This is a genomic window from Arthrobacter sp. G119Y2 (genome assembly GCF_038069765.1).
Lineage (GTDB): Bacteria > Actinomycetota > Actinomycetes > Actinomycetales > Micrococcaceae > Arthrobacter_B.
Genome location: NZ_JBBPFS010000008.1, coordinates 33,720 through 47,469, shown reverse-complemented (window position 1 = coordinate 47,469; position 13,750 = coordinate 33,720). Strand labels below are relative to the sequence as shown.

The window sequence follows — 13,750 nt, the reverse complement described above, 5'->3', positions numbered from 1 at the left end:
GCCGTCACATGCCCAGATAGGCCTTGCGGACCTCTGCACTGTCAGCGAGTTCCGCCCCGCTGCCTTCCAGCACAATGGCTCCGCTTTCCATGACGTAGGCGCGGTCGGAAATCGCCAGGGCCTGTGAGGCGTTCTGTTCCACGATCAGCACGGTCACGCCTGTGTCGCGGATCTGTGTAATGGCATTCAGGACCTGGGCCACGAGGTTCGGTGCCAGCCCGATGGACGGTTCGTCGAGTGTCAGGCAGGCCGGCCTGGCCATCAGGGCGCGCCCGATGGCCAGCATCTGCTGCTGTCCGCCGGACATGGTGTCAGCGCGCTGGGTGCGGCGTTCCTTCAGGATCGGAAACAGCTCAAACACCTGGTCCAGCGAGGCAGCGATGCTTCCCTTGGGCTGGGTGTAGGCGCCCATGGTCAGGTTTTCGAACACCTGCAGGTTTCCGAACAGGGCACGGTCCTGGGACACGTGCACCAGCCCGGACCGGACCAACCGGTCCGCCCGGGTGTTGTGCACCGGCTCACCCTTGAATTTGATGCTCCCGCTGGAGGTGTTGATCAGCCCCGCAATGGCACGCAGCGTGGTTGTCTTACCGGCGCCGTTGGCCCCGATGACGGAGACAATCTCGCCCTCGTTCACGTTCATGGTCAGATCGTGCAGGATTTCCAGCCGCCGGTAGCCGGCTGAGACGGCGTCGAGTTCCAGGATCATGAGTAGTCCTCTCCCAGGTAGGCGTCGATGACCAGTTGGTCGGAGATGACTTCTTCGGGAAGTCCCAGGGCCAGCTGCCGTCCCTCGTGCATCACCAGCAGCCGTTCGGACAAGGCCATGACCGCGGCCATGATGTGTTCCACGAACATCACCGTGACCCCGTCGGAGTGGATGCTGCGCAGCAGATCGATGATGGGCGCCCGTTCGGTGGGCACCAGCCCGGCGAGCACCTCATCCAGCAGGATCATCCGGGGTTCCAGGGCCAGTGCCCGGGCCAGTTCCAGCCGCTTCAGGCCAGCAGTGGGCAGGGTGCCGGACATGGAGTACATGTACCCGTCCAAACCGACACGTTCAACGACGGCTGCCGCGTGTTCCCTCGCCTTGTGCGGCGAGCGGAACTTCACGTGCGATGCCACGGTGACGTTCTCCAGAACGGTCATGCTCTCGAACGGGCGCATGAGCTGGAAGGTCCGGACCAGCCCCTGGGACGCTACTTTGTCCGCCGACCATCCGGTGATGTCCACGCCGTCGAACACCATGCGGCCGGACGACGGCGGCAGCTGGCCCGACAGGACCGAGAACAGTGTCGTTTTGCCGGCGCCGTTGGGGCCGATAATTCCAAAAAACTCGTGCTCAGGAATCTCAAGGGTGGTTTCTCCCAGTGCCTTGAGGCCGCCGAAGGACTTGGACACACCCTCTAGTGTCAGCAGGCTCATTTGCGCATCCTTTCGCGGATGGTTCCGTAAATGCCCTTAGGCAGGAAGATGACGATCACGATGAGCAGGACCGCATAGACGGCGACATCCAGCCCGCTGGTGCCCTGCAGGAATTCAAGGAATTCCGGCGGGTTGCGCAGGAGATGGGCAATAACCTCCGACAGCGGACCCACCACGGCGGCGCCGATCAGCGGCCCCCACACGGTTCCCACTCCGCCGATCACCGCGGGGATGATCGCATCGGTCGAGACATGGATGCCGAACGCCTGTTCCGGTCCCACGAAGAGGTAGTACTGGCTGTAGTAGGCACCGGCCACAGCGGTGATGGCGCAGCTCATGGCCACCGTGATCAGCCGGTACTTCATCACCTTGATGCCCAGCGACTCTGCGGCCGTCGCGTCGTCACGGATGGCCTGGGCAAACTGCCCGGCGCGGGAGTGGGCGAAGTAGATGGTGGAGGCCATGGCCAGGCCGAGGATGACCAGCGGTATCCAGAAGTACAGCTTGGAGTCCTGGTCGAACTGCAGCATGGCCCAGGATTCTTCGGGGAGCAGCGGCAGGTTGATGCCGTCGGTCTTGTTCAGGAACTCAAGGTTCTGGCTGAGCAGGTAGAACATCTGCGCAAAGGCGAACGTGGCCAGCGCGAAGTAGGAGCCTGCCAGCTTGTAGCGCAGGCAGAAGTAGGCGATAGTCAGCCCGACGCCGGCTGAGAGGACGGCGCCGATGATCATGGACAGCCACGGCGAGACGCCGAACTCGCTGAGCAGGAACGCGTCAGTGTAGGCGCCAACGCCGAAGAACACGGCGTGGCCGAAGCTGAACATGCCGCCGTAGCCGCTCATCAGGTTCCACCCCACGGCCATGATGGCGAAGATCAGGGTCCGGACGGCCACCGGGCCTGCCGATTCCGGCAGGATGAACGGCACGAAAAAGAGCACGGCAAGGACGGCGAGGAGGAAGAGATACTGGCGTTTCGCGCCTCCGTCTGTGCGCAGGGGCAGCTTGGGTGCCTGCGGTGCGGAGGGCAGGGTTGCGTCGGTGGTCGTCATTGTTTGGCTCCGAACAGTCCCTGGGGACGCAGAAAGAGAATAAGGACGAAGATGCCGAACACGAGGATCAGGGACCCGCTGCCCGGTAGATAGAGGGACCCGACGGTCTGGAGGACGCCGATGAACAAGCCGCCCACCAGTGCTCCGGGGATGCTCCCGAGTCCGCCGAGAACCACGATGACGAAGGCCAGGGTGGTGAACTGTTCGCCCGCCGACGGCACCAGTGTCGTGAACGGAGTAATGAGTCCGCCGGCCACAGCCACCGAGGCGGCTCCCAGGCCGAAGGTCACTGCGTAAACCCGGTTGACGTTCACCCCCACCAGGGCTGCTCCGGTTCCGTTGGCCGCCACCGCCCGGATTGCCAGGCCCATTGAGGTTTTCTTCAGGACCAGGGTCAGCGCGGCGGCAACAGCCACCGCTCCGAGGAAGGCGATGATGCGCTGGGTGTCGGCCTGGGCTCCGAGGATTTGGATACTGCCGCTGATGGGCGCATCCACGCTCTTGGGCCGGCCCCCGAAGATCATCAGCAGCACGTTCACTATCAGCAGGGACAGGCCCAGGGTAACGAGCAGCGGACGGTCATGGCTGGCGTCGCTTGTGAGCCGGTTCAGCAGCATTGACTGCACCAGCCAACCGAATCCGAACAGCAGCGGAATGGTGAGCACCACTGCCACGTAGAGGTTCAGGCCCAGGCTGCTTTGGAGCACGTACACCAGGTACATCGAGAGAGTGAGCATGGCACCCTGGGCGAAATTCACGATGCCCAGGACACCGAAAATCAGTGTCAGCCCGAGGGAGACAAGTGCATAGACTCCGCCGAGCAGCAGCCCTGATACCAGGTACTGGGTCACGAGGGAGGGTTCCCGGTCACCCAGCAGGTAGAGGAAGGCCAGCCCGACGACGGCGATGCCGCCGATGGTCAGGGTAATGCGGGTGCCGCCTGCGGTGAGCGGGTTCGGACGTTTAGCGGCCGGTGCCGCCGGTGCTTCTGTAGTGGTCATGGGGGTCTACCTTGGGTTTAGTTGCCGGAGCCGGTCGGGAAAACCAGCTCCGCGGTGGCGAACTCCTGCGGGAATACCTGTTCCACGGCCCCGCCGAGGACCTGCATGACGATCACCGTGGCGTTCTTGTTTTGGCCGTTCTCGTTGAATTCGATGGGCCCGTCGAAGGCCAGCAGCGGATCATCCAGGCTCAGCCCGGAGATCGCCTCGCGAAGTGCTTCCGGATCGTCCGATCCGCTTGCTTCAAGTCCTTCGGCAATCACTTCCACCGCCTGGTAGGACAGCATGGAAGCCGTTTCCATCGGCTTGCCGTACTTCGCCTGAAAACGTTCGCGGATGTCGGCCGCCCGGTCGCTGGTGGCGCTGTAGTGGTAGTTGGCACTGAGGATTTCGCTGCCTGCCTCGCCCGCGGCCGCCGGGAAGGAGGTGTCGTCAAAGGCTCCGCTGGCGATGCCGAAAACAGCCTTGGTCTCGTTGGCCATGGAACCTACGGCTTTGGCCACCAGGAGGTTGTCCGGGTAATACCCGGTGACCGCAATAATGTCGGGGTTGGTGGCCAGGGCCTCGCTCACCTGTGTGGTGGCGTCGGAGAAGTTGCTGCCAGCGTAGGTGACCTCCTTGGTGACGGTGATGCCTTGCTTTTCGGCTTCCTCCTGGAAGGCATCGAAGACGCTGTCGCCGAAGGCACCCTCAATGTGGATATAGGCCACGGAGTCGATGGGCTCACCGGTCTGCTCTCCCATGGCGGCCAAAGCCTGGGCGCCGGCCTGCCCCATACTGCTGGCATCAGGCTGGATGCGGAAGGTGTTCTCATACCCCTGTTCCAGGATCTTGTCGTCCACTGCAACGTCAATGACAAAGGGAACCTTGGACCGCTCAGCTACGGAGGCAACGTTCTGGGTGACATCCGACTGATAGGTGCCGACGAGAGCTACGGCGCCTTCGCTGATGAGGCGCTGTGCTTCGCTCTGTCCCACCTGCGCCTCCCCCTGGCTGTCGCCGTCGCTGAGCACCAGCTCGGCTCCGTCCAGCGATTCAATGCCTCCGGCGGCGTTGATGTCCTCAACGGCGAGTTTGGCCCCGTCGTTCATCAGCCCGCCCACCCCGGCAAGGCTTCCGCTGAGTGGATGGACGGACCCGATCACCACGGTCTCGGCACTGTCTCCGCTCCCTGAACTCTCGGATGAGCATGCCGCCAAACCGACCAGGCTGACCGCCAGCACTGCCGCGGATAGGGTTTTTCTGTTCATTGTGGGATTCCCTTCATAAACACTTACGAGGACGGTTCCGCTGAGGGGAACACCCGACCGTCCTAACGTTCCGGCTAGCGGTCCCTCGTGGGATGGGTTGCGTGAAGCTTTGACCCATTGTGCACGGATGTGACCTGGATTACTAGGCGGAAATCAAAAGTTAACGCGGCTGTAGCATTCCGCCAAGCGGAACACTCGGGTATCGTGATGTTCCGGAGAGGATAACCATGACGTTGAAGAACGCCGCAGAGCAGGCACCCACGGCCGGAGGAACGGAGGCCGCCGACAGGGTGGCCGACGTGCTGCTGCTGTTTAGCAGGGCCGAAGGAGCACTGGGAGTCTCGGAGATCGCCAGGACCCTGCAGCTCAGCAAGGCGGTGGTGCACCGGATCCTGCAGTCGCTCAGCGCCCGGGGACTGCTGACCACCTTGGATGCCTCCGCCAGTTATGTCCTTGGCCCGGCTGCCATCGGCATGGGCAACAAAGCCTGGAGTCAGCTCGACTTCCGAACCCTTGCTGCTCCCGTCCTACGGCGGCTGCGCGACGAGACGAGGGAAACCACAACTCTTTCGGTGCTGACCAACCATTCGCGCATGTACCTGGACCAGTTCGAGAGTCCGCAGGAAATCAAGATGGTGGTGGATATCGGCGCACGCCATCCACTTCACTCCGGAGCCTCCAGCCGAGCCATTATTGCGTTCCTTCCGGATGCCTATGTCGATGAAGCGGTGACCGCACTCCAAAGTACAAAGTCCGACTTCCGGGAAGCGGATTACAGGCAGCTGCTGGAGACGGTCCGCCGGGATGGATACGCAACGTCCTTCAATGAGCGGGGCATTGGCGCAGCCTCAATTGCCGCACCGTTTTTCGACCGGACCGGCAACGTCTTGGGTTCAATCAGCTCCTGCGGGCCAATTTTCCGGTTCGACGCCGTTGACACCGAGGGGCACGCGGCCAAGGTGGTGGCCGCGGCCCGGGAGATATCCGATCTGCTTGCCCGTTAGGCCCCAAGACCAGTTAGGACACCATGCAGCGCAGCCAGCCAGTCCTCCCCCGTTCCTTCCTCTACGTGCCGGGAAACAAACCCGAGCTTTTCGCCAAAGCCGCAGCAGGTCCGGCTGACGCCGTCATTCTGGATTTGGAGGACGCGGTCCCCGTGGACCGCAAGGATGAAGCGCGGGCGGCAGTCGGGGCATGGCTCCGGGACGAGGCGCAACGCAGGGAAGCCCGGTCGGGCACTGAGCCGGCGCAACGGCAGTGGGTGCGGGTAGCCCCGGAGAACCTGGCTGCTGATCTGCACTCCGTCGCCGGGCCGGCCCTGGACGGCATCTTCCTGGCCAAGTGCAGCGCGGGCACGCTTCGGAAAGCGGCAGAATTACTCACCGATCTGGAAGCTGAAGGGGTCCTCTCCCCGCGCGCCGTCGGAATTATCGGCCTTATTGAGGATGCCTCAGCCCTGGTTGATCTCACATCTGTCACCGATTGCAGCCGGCTGGTGACGCTGGCCATTGGAGAGGTGGATCTGATGGCCGACCTGCGGATGGCGCGCAGTGCTTCCACGGAACCGGCGCTGGACTCGATCCGCAGCCGCATCGTCCTGGCGTGCGCGGCGGCGGGATTGAGCGCACCGGTGGCACCGACGTCGACCGCTATCCGGGATCTGGACGCCTTTGAGCAATCCGCCCGCAAACTGCTCGATCTGGGGTTCCGCTCCCGCACAGCCGTCCATCCGACGCAGGTGGACGTCATCAACCGCGTCTTCACCCCCAGCACGCAGGCGGTGGCCGCCGCCCGGGAAGTCCTGTCCGGTTTTGATGACAGCGGCGACGGTGTGACCTTGGACAGCAGCGGCCGCATGGTCGACGCCGCCGTTGTCCGCGCGGCCAGGGAAACCGTCAGTAGGGCCTCGCTGTTCTGATCCCGGCTTAACGCCCCCCCTCTAACCTGTATTTTGCTGCCGTTTTGACTCAAACGGAGGGAATCCACCGACCGCCAGCGCCCGGAAGCTCACGGGACCAGGACGACACTGCCGCACACCCGGCCGGATTCCAGCCGCAGCATCGCCTCGGCCACGTCGGCCAGCCGATACCGACTGTCGATGCGCGGCACCACCTCGCCTGCCTCGATCATGGCGGAAACGCGTTCAAGGTCTTTACCGTTCTCCCGGCACATCAGCCCCGTCAGCCGGCGGTTGCCGAAAAGCGACAGGACCGCACCACCGGCCTGCCGCTCGAAGATGGTCCCGGTCAGCCGATTGCCTCCCTCCCCGCCGGCAAGCACTGCCGTGCCGCCGGGCGCCAGTGCGCGGCGCAGGCGGGCCGGGGACGGGTTGCCGCCCACGTCGATAATCGCGTCGAAGCGGGGCCCGGCGGCGGCGAAGTCCTCCCGTGCATAGTCAATCGTCCCTGCCGCACCAAGCGACCGGACAAACTCCGCTTTGCCGGCACTGCACGCCCCGGTCACCTCGGCCCCGGCCGCCCGGGCCATCTGCACTGCAAAACTGCCGACGCCGCCGGCCGCTCCGAGCACCAGGACCTTCATCCCCGCGGCCACCCCTGCGGCGTCCAGGGCCTGCAGCGCAGTCAGCCCTGACACCGGAACCACTGCCGCCTGCACAAAGTCCAGACCGGTGGGCTTGAGCGCCAGCTTCTCCTCGGCTGCAGCGGAGAAGCCGGCAAAGGTGCCCCGGCCGATTCCATACACCTCATCCCCGACACGGAAACGAGTGACGGCGGCGCCGACGGCGGCCACGGTGCCGGCGAGGTTGTGACCCATCACCGGCTGCCGCGGCCGGCGCAACCCGACGGCCGCGCGGAGCAGATACGGTTTGCCCGTCATCATGTGCCAGGCGCCGCGCGCCAGCCCGGCGGCGCGTACCTGCACCAGCACCTCTGCGTCCCCCAGCTGAGGAAGCGGACGCTCGGCCAGACGCAGGACCTCCGGGCCGCCGTACCCGATTTGCAGCACGGCGGGGGCTGCAGCCGGCAAGCTGGCCGGCAAACCGGCCGGCGACGAAACGGCAGGGGCGGCGGGCAGAGTGGCGGACGGAGTGGACGGAGCGGAGGGGTCAGACGATACAGCGTTATTGGAGGTGCGTGACGTGCGGGACATAGCGGGTCCTTTCGAGGAAGTTCCTTCTGCAACACATCAGCCTTACAAAGTAAGAGCGACCGTACCTTACAAAGTAAGGCAGCGGTAGACTGCCCGCAATGACTTCCACAAACGCTTCCGCACACCCCCGCCAGCCGCTGACCCGCGAGCGGGTGCTCCAGGCTGCCGCCCGCATTGCGGACGACGGCGGACTAGGCTCCCTGACCATGCGCTCCCTGGCCTCGGATCTGTCGGTGCAGCCGATGTCGCTCTACCATCACGTGGCCAACAAGGAGGACATCCTGGACGGGCTGGTCGACCTCGTCTTTGACGAGGTGCAGGTGCCCTCCGAAACGCCCGGCGGATGGCGTGCAGCCATGGAGGCCCGCGCCCACGGCATGCGGGCGGCATTGTCCCGCCACCCGTGGGCGGTGGGTCTGATGGAAACGCGCACGACGCCGGGCACCGCCAATCTGCGCCACCACGACGCCACGCTCGGCGTGCTGCGCCGGTCGGGCTTCTCACTGGACGCAGCCGGTCATGCGTATGCCCTGCTGGACAGCTACATCTACGGTTTTGCACTGCAGGAGGCCGGGCTGCCGGTCGGCGTGCCCGATGCGGATCCGCAGATTGTGCAGGCCATGGCCCGCTCCATCCCGGCCGGCGAGCTGCCCTACCTGGCGGAGATGGCGATGGACCGCGCCATGCAGCCGGATTACAGCTTCGGTGCCGAGTTCGCGGTGGGCTTGCGCATCATTCTGGACGGCCTGACCGGACTGCCAACGCAATAAACTACCCGGATTGTTGAACAATCCAACGTGATCGCGCACACTGTAGGGATACCAACTCCCACCAGAGGTACGGAGGCCAGCATGCCGGTCATTGATCTGAACAGCGACGTCGGAGAGTCCTTCGGCAACTGGAAGATGGGCGACGACGCCGCCGTCTTCGAATCCGTTTCCAGCGCGAACGTGGCCTGCGGCTTCCACGCCGGAGACCCGTCCACCATCGCGCAGACCTGCCGCGACGCCGTCGCCGCCGGAGTCACCATCGGAGCGCACGTGGCATACCGGGACCTTGCCGGCTTTGGCCGACGTTTCCTGGACTGCTCCTACACGGAACTGCACGACGACGTCCTCTATCAGCTGGGTGCCCTGCAGGCCATGGCCCGGGCGGCAGGCGGCGAGATCAAATACGTGAAGCCGCACGGCGCCCTCTACAACACGATCGTCCGCCACGAGGTCCACGCGCAGGCCGTCATCGACGCCATCCGCACCTTCAACAAGGACCTGCCGGTCCTGCTGCTGCCCGGCGCCGTCGCCCTGGACAAAGCTGCCGACGCCGGCCTGCGCGGTGTTGCCGAAGCCTTCGCCGACCGCAACTACAACCCGGACGGAACCCTGGTGTCCCGGCGCGAAGCCAACGCTGTGATTCACGACGCCGACCAGGTCACCGCCAACATGGTCCGCCTTGCGACCGAAGGCACCATCACGGCCCTGGACGGCACGGTCATCCCCATGAACGCCGCGTCCATCTGCGTCCACGGCGACACCCCCGGCGCAGTCGCGATGGCCCGGGCCGTGCGCACCGGCCTGGAAAACGCCGGTGTCACCATCCAGAGCTTCGTATGACGTCCTCGCCCATCGCCGGCATCCGGCCCGCGGGAACCCGCGCGCTGCTGGTCGAGCTCGCGTCGCTGGCCGACGTCACGGCGCTGGACGCCCAGCTCAAAGCCCATCCGCTGCCCGGCCAGGTTGATGTCCTCGCCGCTGCCGGAACCGTTCTGGTCCGCTTCGCCGGACGGCGTGAGACGGTTGCCGCGGCCGCCGGGATTCAGGCGCTGGATCTCGCCCGCGCTGACTCCCCGGAAGCCCGCACGGTCACCATCGACACCGTGTACGACGGCGCCGACCTCGCCGAGGTTGCCCGCCTCACCGGCCTCTCGGAGGACGCCGTCGTCAAGGCCCACACCGGCAGTTCCTGGCTGGGCGGATTCGGCGGATTCGCTCCCGGCTTCACCTATCTGACCGGCGGGGATCCGGTCCTGAACGTCCCCCGCCGCGACAGCCCGCGCACCGCGGTGCCTGCCGGGTCCGTGGCCCTGGCCGGCGACTATTCGGCGGTGTATCCGAGGGAATCCCCCGGCGGCTGGCAGCTGATCGGCCGCACCAGTGCCGTCATGTGGGACCTCAACCGCCCCGACCCGGCCCTGATCCGCCCCGGCGACACCGTCATCTTCAATCCCGTCCGCGAACTCGTCGAATTATCCCATTCAGCGGCTGAAGCGGCTGTAACGCGGGCAGAAGACGGAGTTCGGGATTCCGTGAGCCCCGCATCGCCGAGCGAGGAACGAGCGAGCAGCGAAGGATCAGGGTCCCCTCACCGAGTTTGCGAGGCGGAGGGAGGATCCGAAGCGCTAAGGGGTGATGGAATCTCGCACTCTGTCTTGGAAGTAACCGCCCCCGGCCTGCAGTCGCTGATCCAGGACCTGGGCCGCCCCGGGTATGCGGATCTGGGCGTCTCGGCCTCGGGCGCCGCCGACACCCGCTCCGCCCGGCAGGCCAACCGCCTCGTCGGCAACGCGGCAAACGCAGCGGTGATCGAGAACCTCTTCGGCGGCCTCGAACTCACCGCGCACGGAGACGTCGTCCTGGCGCTGGCCGGAGCCGAGCTGCCCGCTGCCATCGTGTCCCCGGACGGCGGGCGCGACCGCCCGGCTCCCCTGAATGCTCCGTTCGCGCTGCTCGACGGCGAGATCCTCACCCTGGGCGCCCCCTTCCGCGGAGTCCGCAGCTATGTGGCCGTCCGCGGCGGCATAACCGTCCAGCCCGTCCTGGGCAGCCGCAGCACCGACTCGATGAGCGGCATTGGACCCGTGCCGCTGGACGCCGGAAACCTGCTGCCGGTCGGCGGCGTCACGGGCACGGCCCCCGTCGGCTCTCCCGAACCCGGCAGCCTGGGCAGCGGCGGCCGGCCGGGAACCCTCGGTGACGGCCACACTCCCACCCTGCTGCGCATCACCGCCGGCCCTCGGCAGGACTGGTTCGGCCCCGGCGCCGCCGACGCCCTGACCGGCCACACCTGGCGCACCACCAACGAATCCAATCGGATCGGCGTGCGTCTGACCACCGACGAAGACGACGGCGCCGCCCACCCGCTGGAACGTGTCCGGGACGGCGAGCTGCTGAGTGAAGGCGTGGTCGCCGGCTCGCTGCAGGTCCCGCCGTCGGGCCTGCCGGTCCTGTTCCTCGCCGACCATCCGGTGACCGGAGGCTATCCGGTGATTGCCGCCGTCGTGCCCGAGGACCTGCCGGTGGCCGCCCAGCTGCCGCCGGGCCATCCGGTCCGCTTTCTGTTCGTGAACCCCGATACCCTGGCGCCGCTCTCCCCCGACGCGGCCGCCGCCCTGTTTCCGGAAGGAACCCCATGAAGAAGGTCCTGATCGCCAACCGCGGCGAGATTGCCGTGCGCGTGGCCCGCGCCTGTGCCGATGCCGGAATCGGATCCGTGGCCGTCTACTCGGACCCCGACGCCGATGCCCTGCACGTGCGGCTCGCCGACGAGGCGCTGCCCCTGCACGGCTCAGCCTCCGCCGACACCTACCTGAACATTCCCAAGCTCATCGAGGCGGCGCAGAAAGCCGGGGCCGACGGCGTACATCCCGGCTACGGGTTCCTGTCCGAAAACGCCGACTTTGCGCAGGCAGTGCTCGACGCCGGCCTCACCTGGATCGGACCGGCGCCGCAGGCCATCCGCGACCTCGGGAACAAGGTCACCGCCCGCGACATTGCCGTCCGCGCCGGAGCGCCGCTGGTGCCCGGCACCGAAGGCCCGGCCGAAAGCGCGGAGCAGGTCCGTGCCTTTGCCGAGGAGCACGGCCTGCCGGTGGCCATCAAGGCGGCCTTTGGCGGCGGCGGGCGCGGCATGAAAATCGCGCGCCGGCTCGAAGACATCGAGGACGCGTTCGAGTCCGCCGTCCGCGAGGCGGTGTCCGCATTCGGGCGCGGCGAGTGCTTCGCCGAGCGGTTCCTGGACAAGCCCCGGCATGTGGAGGCACAGGTGCTGGCGGACACGCACGGCAACGTCGTCGTCGTGGGCACCCGCGACTGCTCCCTGCAGCGGCGGAACCAGAAGCTGGTCGAGGAGGCCCCGGCACCGTTCCTGACCGATGACCAGCGCGCCACCATCTCCGCCTCGGCCAAGGCCATCTGCCGCGAGGCCGGGTACACCGGCGCCGGCACTGTGGAATATCTGGTCTCCCCCGACGGGCTGATCAGCTTCCTGGAGGTCAACACCCGCCTGCAGGTGGAGCATCCGGTCACCGAGGAAACCACCGGCGTCGACCTGGTCCGGGAGCAGTTCCGCATTGCCGACGGACTGCCGCTGTCCTTCACCGAAGATCCGGCGCCGCACGGGCACGCGTTCGAGTTCCGGCTCAATGCCGAGGATCCGGCGCGCGGCTTCCTGCCCGGCCCGGGCCCGGTCGAGGCCTTTGAACCGCCGACGGGCCCGGGCATCCGGATGGATTCCGGCGTCCGCTCGGGCTCCGTGGTGCCCGCGGAGTATGACTCGCTGATGGCCAAGCTCATCGTGTGGGGCGAGGACCGGCCGCAGGCCCTGCGCCGGGCCCGGGCCGCCCTGGATGAGCTGGTAATCCGGGGCGTGCCGACGGTGATTCCCTTCCACCGGGCCGTGGTGCGGTCCGAGGCGTTCAACCGCGCAGACCGGCTCGGGGTGTACACAACCTGGATCGAGTCCGAGTTCGCCGAACCGCTGGCAGCCTCGCCGGAAATTGCCGCGTCGATGCCGGGGGCGGAGAGGGAGATCATCACGATCGACGTCGACGGCCGCGCCGTCGCGCTCGGCGTGCCCGCGGCGCTGCTGAACGCGCTGCGTGCCGGCGGCGGGGCCGGTTCCGCGGCTCCTGCAGCGGCGGCCGCGGACGACGGCGGGCTCCCCTCGCCGATGGCCGGGAACCTGGTGAAATGGCTGGCCGACGACGGCGCCGGGCTGGCCGAGGGCGATCCCGTTGCCGTCCTGGAGGCAATGAAAATGGAGACCACCGTGCGCGCTGACCGCGCTGGCACCTTCACCCGCGCCGAACTGGAACCGGGCTCCGCCGTCGCGCGCGGGGATTCCCTGGGCCGGATCGGCTCCTAATTCGTCCGGAGTACCGGCCGTCCCCCCCCTCCGGCCGGTGCTCCGGATCTCTTTCCCTGCACCGTCACTGCCTGTCCGCCCGCTAGATTAGGGAGATGCTTGTGAACCTGGGGGACATCACCACCGAACGCTCCGACCATGCGAACACCACGGTGTGGGTGGCAGAAGTGCTGCGCAGCCGGATTGCTGCCGGTGAGCTGCCGCCGGGCACCAAGCTGTCCGAGCAGCAGCTCGCCGCCTCCATGCAGGTTTCCCGCAATACCCTGCGCGAAGCGTTCACCATGCTCAGCATCGAATCCGTGGTCACCCGCTTTCCCCACCGCGGAGTATTCGTGTCCGCACCGGACGCCGCGGCAGTGCGGGAGATCTACCGGGTGCGCCGCATGCTCGAGCCCGCCGCCGTGCTCTGGGGGGCCGAGCTGGATCTGGAGCGGCTGGAAGCCGTGATCGCTCAGGCCCGCAATGCCAAGGCCCGCGGTGACGTGGCGGAAATGGCAGCCGCCAACCAGGCCTTCCACGAGTCGCTGATCGCCATGTCGGGCAGCCTGCAGCTGCAGCAGATGATGGGCCGGGTGCTGGCCGAGATGCGCCTGGTGTTCCATGCCATGAGCGCCCAGCCGGATTTCCATACCCGGTATGTGGAGGAAAACGCCGGGTTGGTGGAGCTCCTCCGGAACGGCCGCCGGGCCGAGGCTGCGGATGTGCTGCGCGGCTACCTCGACGCCGCGGAGGCCGAGCTGCTGGAGCATCTGGGCGCCTAAGCGGTCCTTCCCGA

Annotated in this window: 13 protein-coding genes; 7 read left to right on the top strand and 6 right to left on the bottom strand. The window is 66.7% G+C overall.

Annotated features, from left to right (window positions below; translation table 11 throughout):
• Positions 1–4 precede the first annotated feature (4 nt).
• Genes WKB88_RS15835 through WKB88_RS15815 form a run of 5 tightly spaced genes read right to left on the bottom strand, consistent with a single transcriptional unit; the run spans position 5 to position 4,725 of the window.
• Positions 5–709: an ABC transporter ATP-binding protein gene (locus WKB88_RS15835; RefSeq protein WP_445818941.1), complete on the bottom strand. Its 705-nt coding sequence runs from the start codon at positions 707–709 to the stop codon at positions 5–7.
• Complete coding sequence (locus WKB88_RS15830; protein WP_341395513.1) at positions 706–1,425, bottom strand: ABC transporter ATP-binding protein; 720 nt, start codon at positions 1,423–1,425, stop codon at positions 706–708. The genes WKB88_RS15835 and WKB88_RS15830 overlap by 4 nt, the downstream gene beginning before the upstream one ends.
• Complete coding sequence (locus WKB88_RS15825) at positions 1,422–2,474, bottom strand: branched-chain amino acid ABC transporter permease (protein WP_341395512.1); 1,053 nt, start codon at positions 2,472–2,474, stop codon at positions 1,422–1,424. Before WKB88_RS15825 ends, WKB88_RS15830 begins: the two co-directional genes overlap by 4 nt.
• A complete protein-coding gene (locus tag WKB88_RS15820) occupies positions 2,471–3,475 on the bottom strand; it encodes a branched-chain amino acid ABC transporter permease (protein WP_341395511.1) in 1,005 nt (334 codons plus the stop codon). The genes WKB88_RS15825 and WKB88_RS15820 overlap by 4 nt, the downstream gene beginning before the upstream one ends.
• 17 nt (positions 3,476–3,492) lie before the next feature.
• A complete protein-coding gene (locus tag WKB88_RS15815; RefSeq protein ID WP_341395510.1) occupies positions 3,493–4,725 on the bottom strand; it encodes an ABC transporter substrate-binding protein in 1,233 nt (410 codons plus the stop codon).
• Positions 4,726–4,952: 227 nt separating this feature from the next.
• Here WKB88_RS15815 and WKB88_RS15810 point away from each other — a divergent pair, with 227 nt between their 5' ends.
• Both WKB88_RS15810 and WKB88_RS15805 read left to right on the top strand, forming a co-directional pair.
• A complete protein-coding gene (locus WKB88_RS15810; protein ID WP_341395509.1) occupies positions 4,953–5,729 on the top strand; it encodes an IclR family transcriptional regulator in 777 nt (258 codons plus the stop codon).
• A gap of 23 nt (positions 5,730–5,752) precedes the next feature.
• Complete coding sequence (locus WKB88_RS15805; protein ID WP_341395508.1) at positions 5,753–6,643, top strand: HpcH/HpaI aldolase/citrate lyase family protein; 891 nt, start codon at positions 5,753–5,755, stop codon at positions 6,641–6,643.
• 89 nt (positions 6,644–6,732) lie between these two features.
• On the opposite strand, the gene WKB88_RS15800 is transcribed toward WKB88_RS15805, so the two are convergent.
• The gene (locus WKB88_RS15800; RefSeq protein ID WP_341395507.1) at positions 6,733–7,836 is read right to left on the bottom strand and encodes an NAD(P)-dependent alcohol dehydrogenase; all 1,104 of its coding nucleotides are present in this window, start codon (positions 7,834–7,836) and stop codon (positions 6,733–6,735) included.
• A 98-nt stretch (positions 7,837–7,934) separates the two neighbouring features.
• Between WKB88_RS15800 and WKB88_RS15795 the strand changes: the two genes are divergently transcribed.
• The 5 genes from WKB88_RS15795 to WKB88_RS15775 all read left to right on the top strand — a co-directional run bounded on the left by WKB88_RS15795 (position 7,935) and on the right by WKB88_RS15775 (position 13,736).
• Entirely contained in the window at positions 7,935–8,606 is a 672-nt protein-coding gene (locus WKB88_RS15795; protein WP_341395506.1) for a TetR/AcrR family transcriptional regulator, read from the top strand.
• Positions 8,607–8,687: 81 nt separating this feature from the next.
• On the top strand, positions 8,688–9,446 hold the full coding sequence (locus WKB88_RS15790; RefSeq protein WP_341395505.1) for a LamB/YcsF family protein: 759 nt from the start codon (positions 8,688–8,690) through the stop codon (positions 9,444–9,446).
• A complete protein-coding gene (locus WKB88_RS15785; protein WP_341395504.1) occupies positions 9,443–11,245 on the top strand; it encodes a 5-oxoprolinase subunit B/C family protein in 1,803 nt (600 codons plus the stop codon). Before WKB88_RS15790 ends, WKB88_RS15785 begins: the two co-directional genes overlap by 4 nt.
• Positions 11,242–12,975 (top strand): acetyl/propionyl/methylcrotonyl-CoA carboxylase subunit alpha, encoded by a 1,734-nt coding sequence (locus tag WKB88_RS15780; RefSeq protein WP_341395503.1) that lies wholly within the window; start codon positions 11,242–11,244, stop codon positions 12,973–12,975. Before WKB88_RS15785 ends, WKB88_RS15780 begins: the two co-directional genes overlap by 4 nt.
• Positions 12,976–13,070: 95 nt before the next feature.
• Entirely contained in the window at positions 13,071–13,736 is a 666-nt protein-coding gene (locus WKB88_RS15775) for a GntR family transcriptional regulator (protein ID WP_341395502.1), read from the top strand.
• The last annotated feature ends 14 nt before the right edge of the window (positions 13,737–13,750 follow it).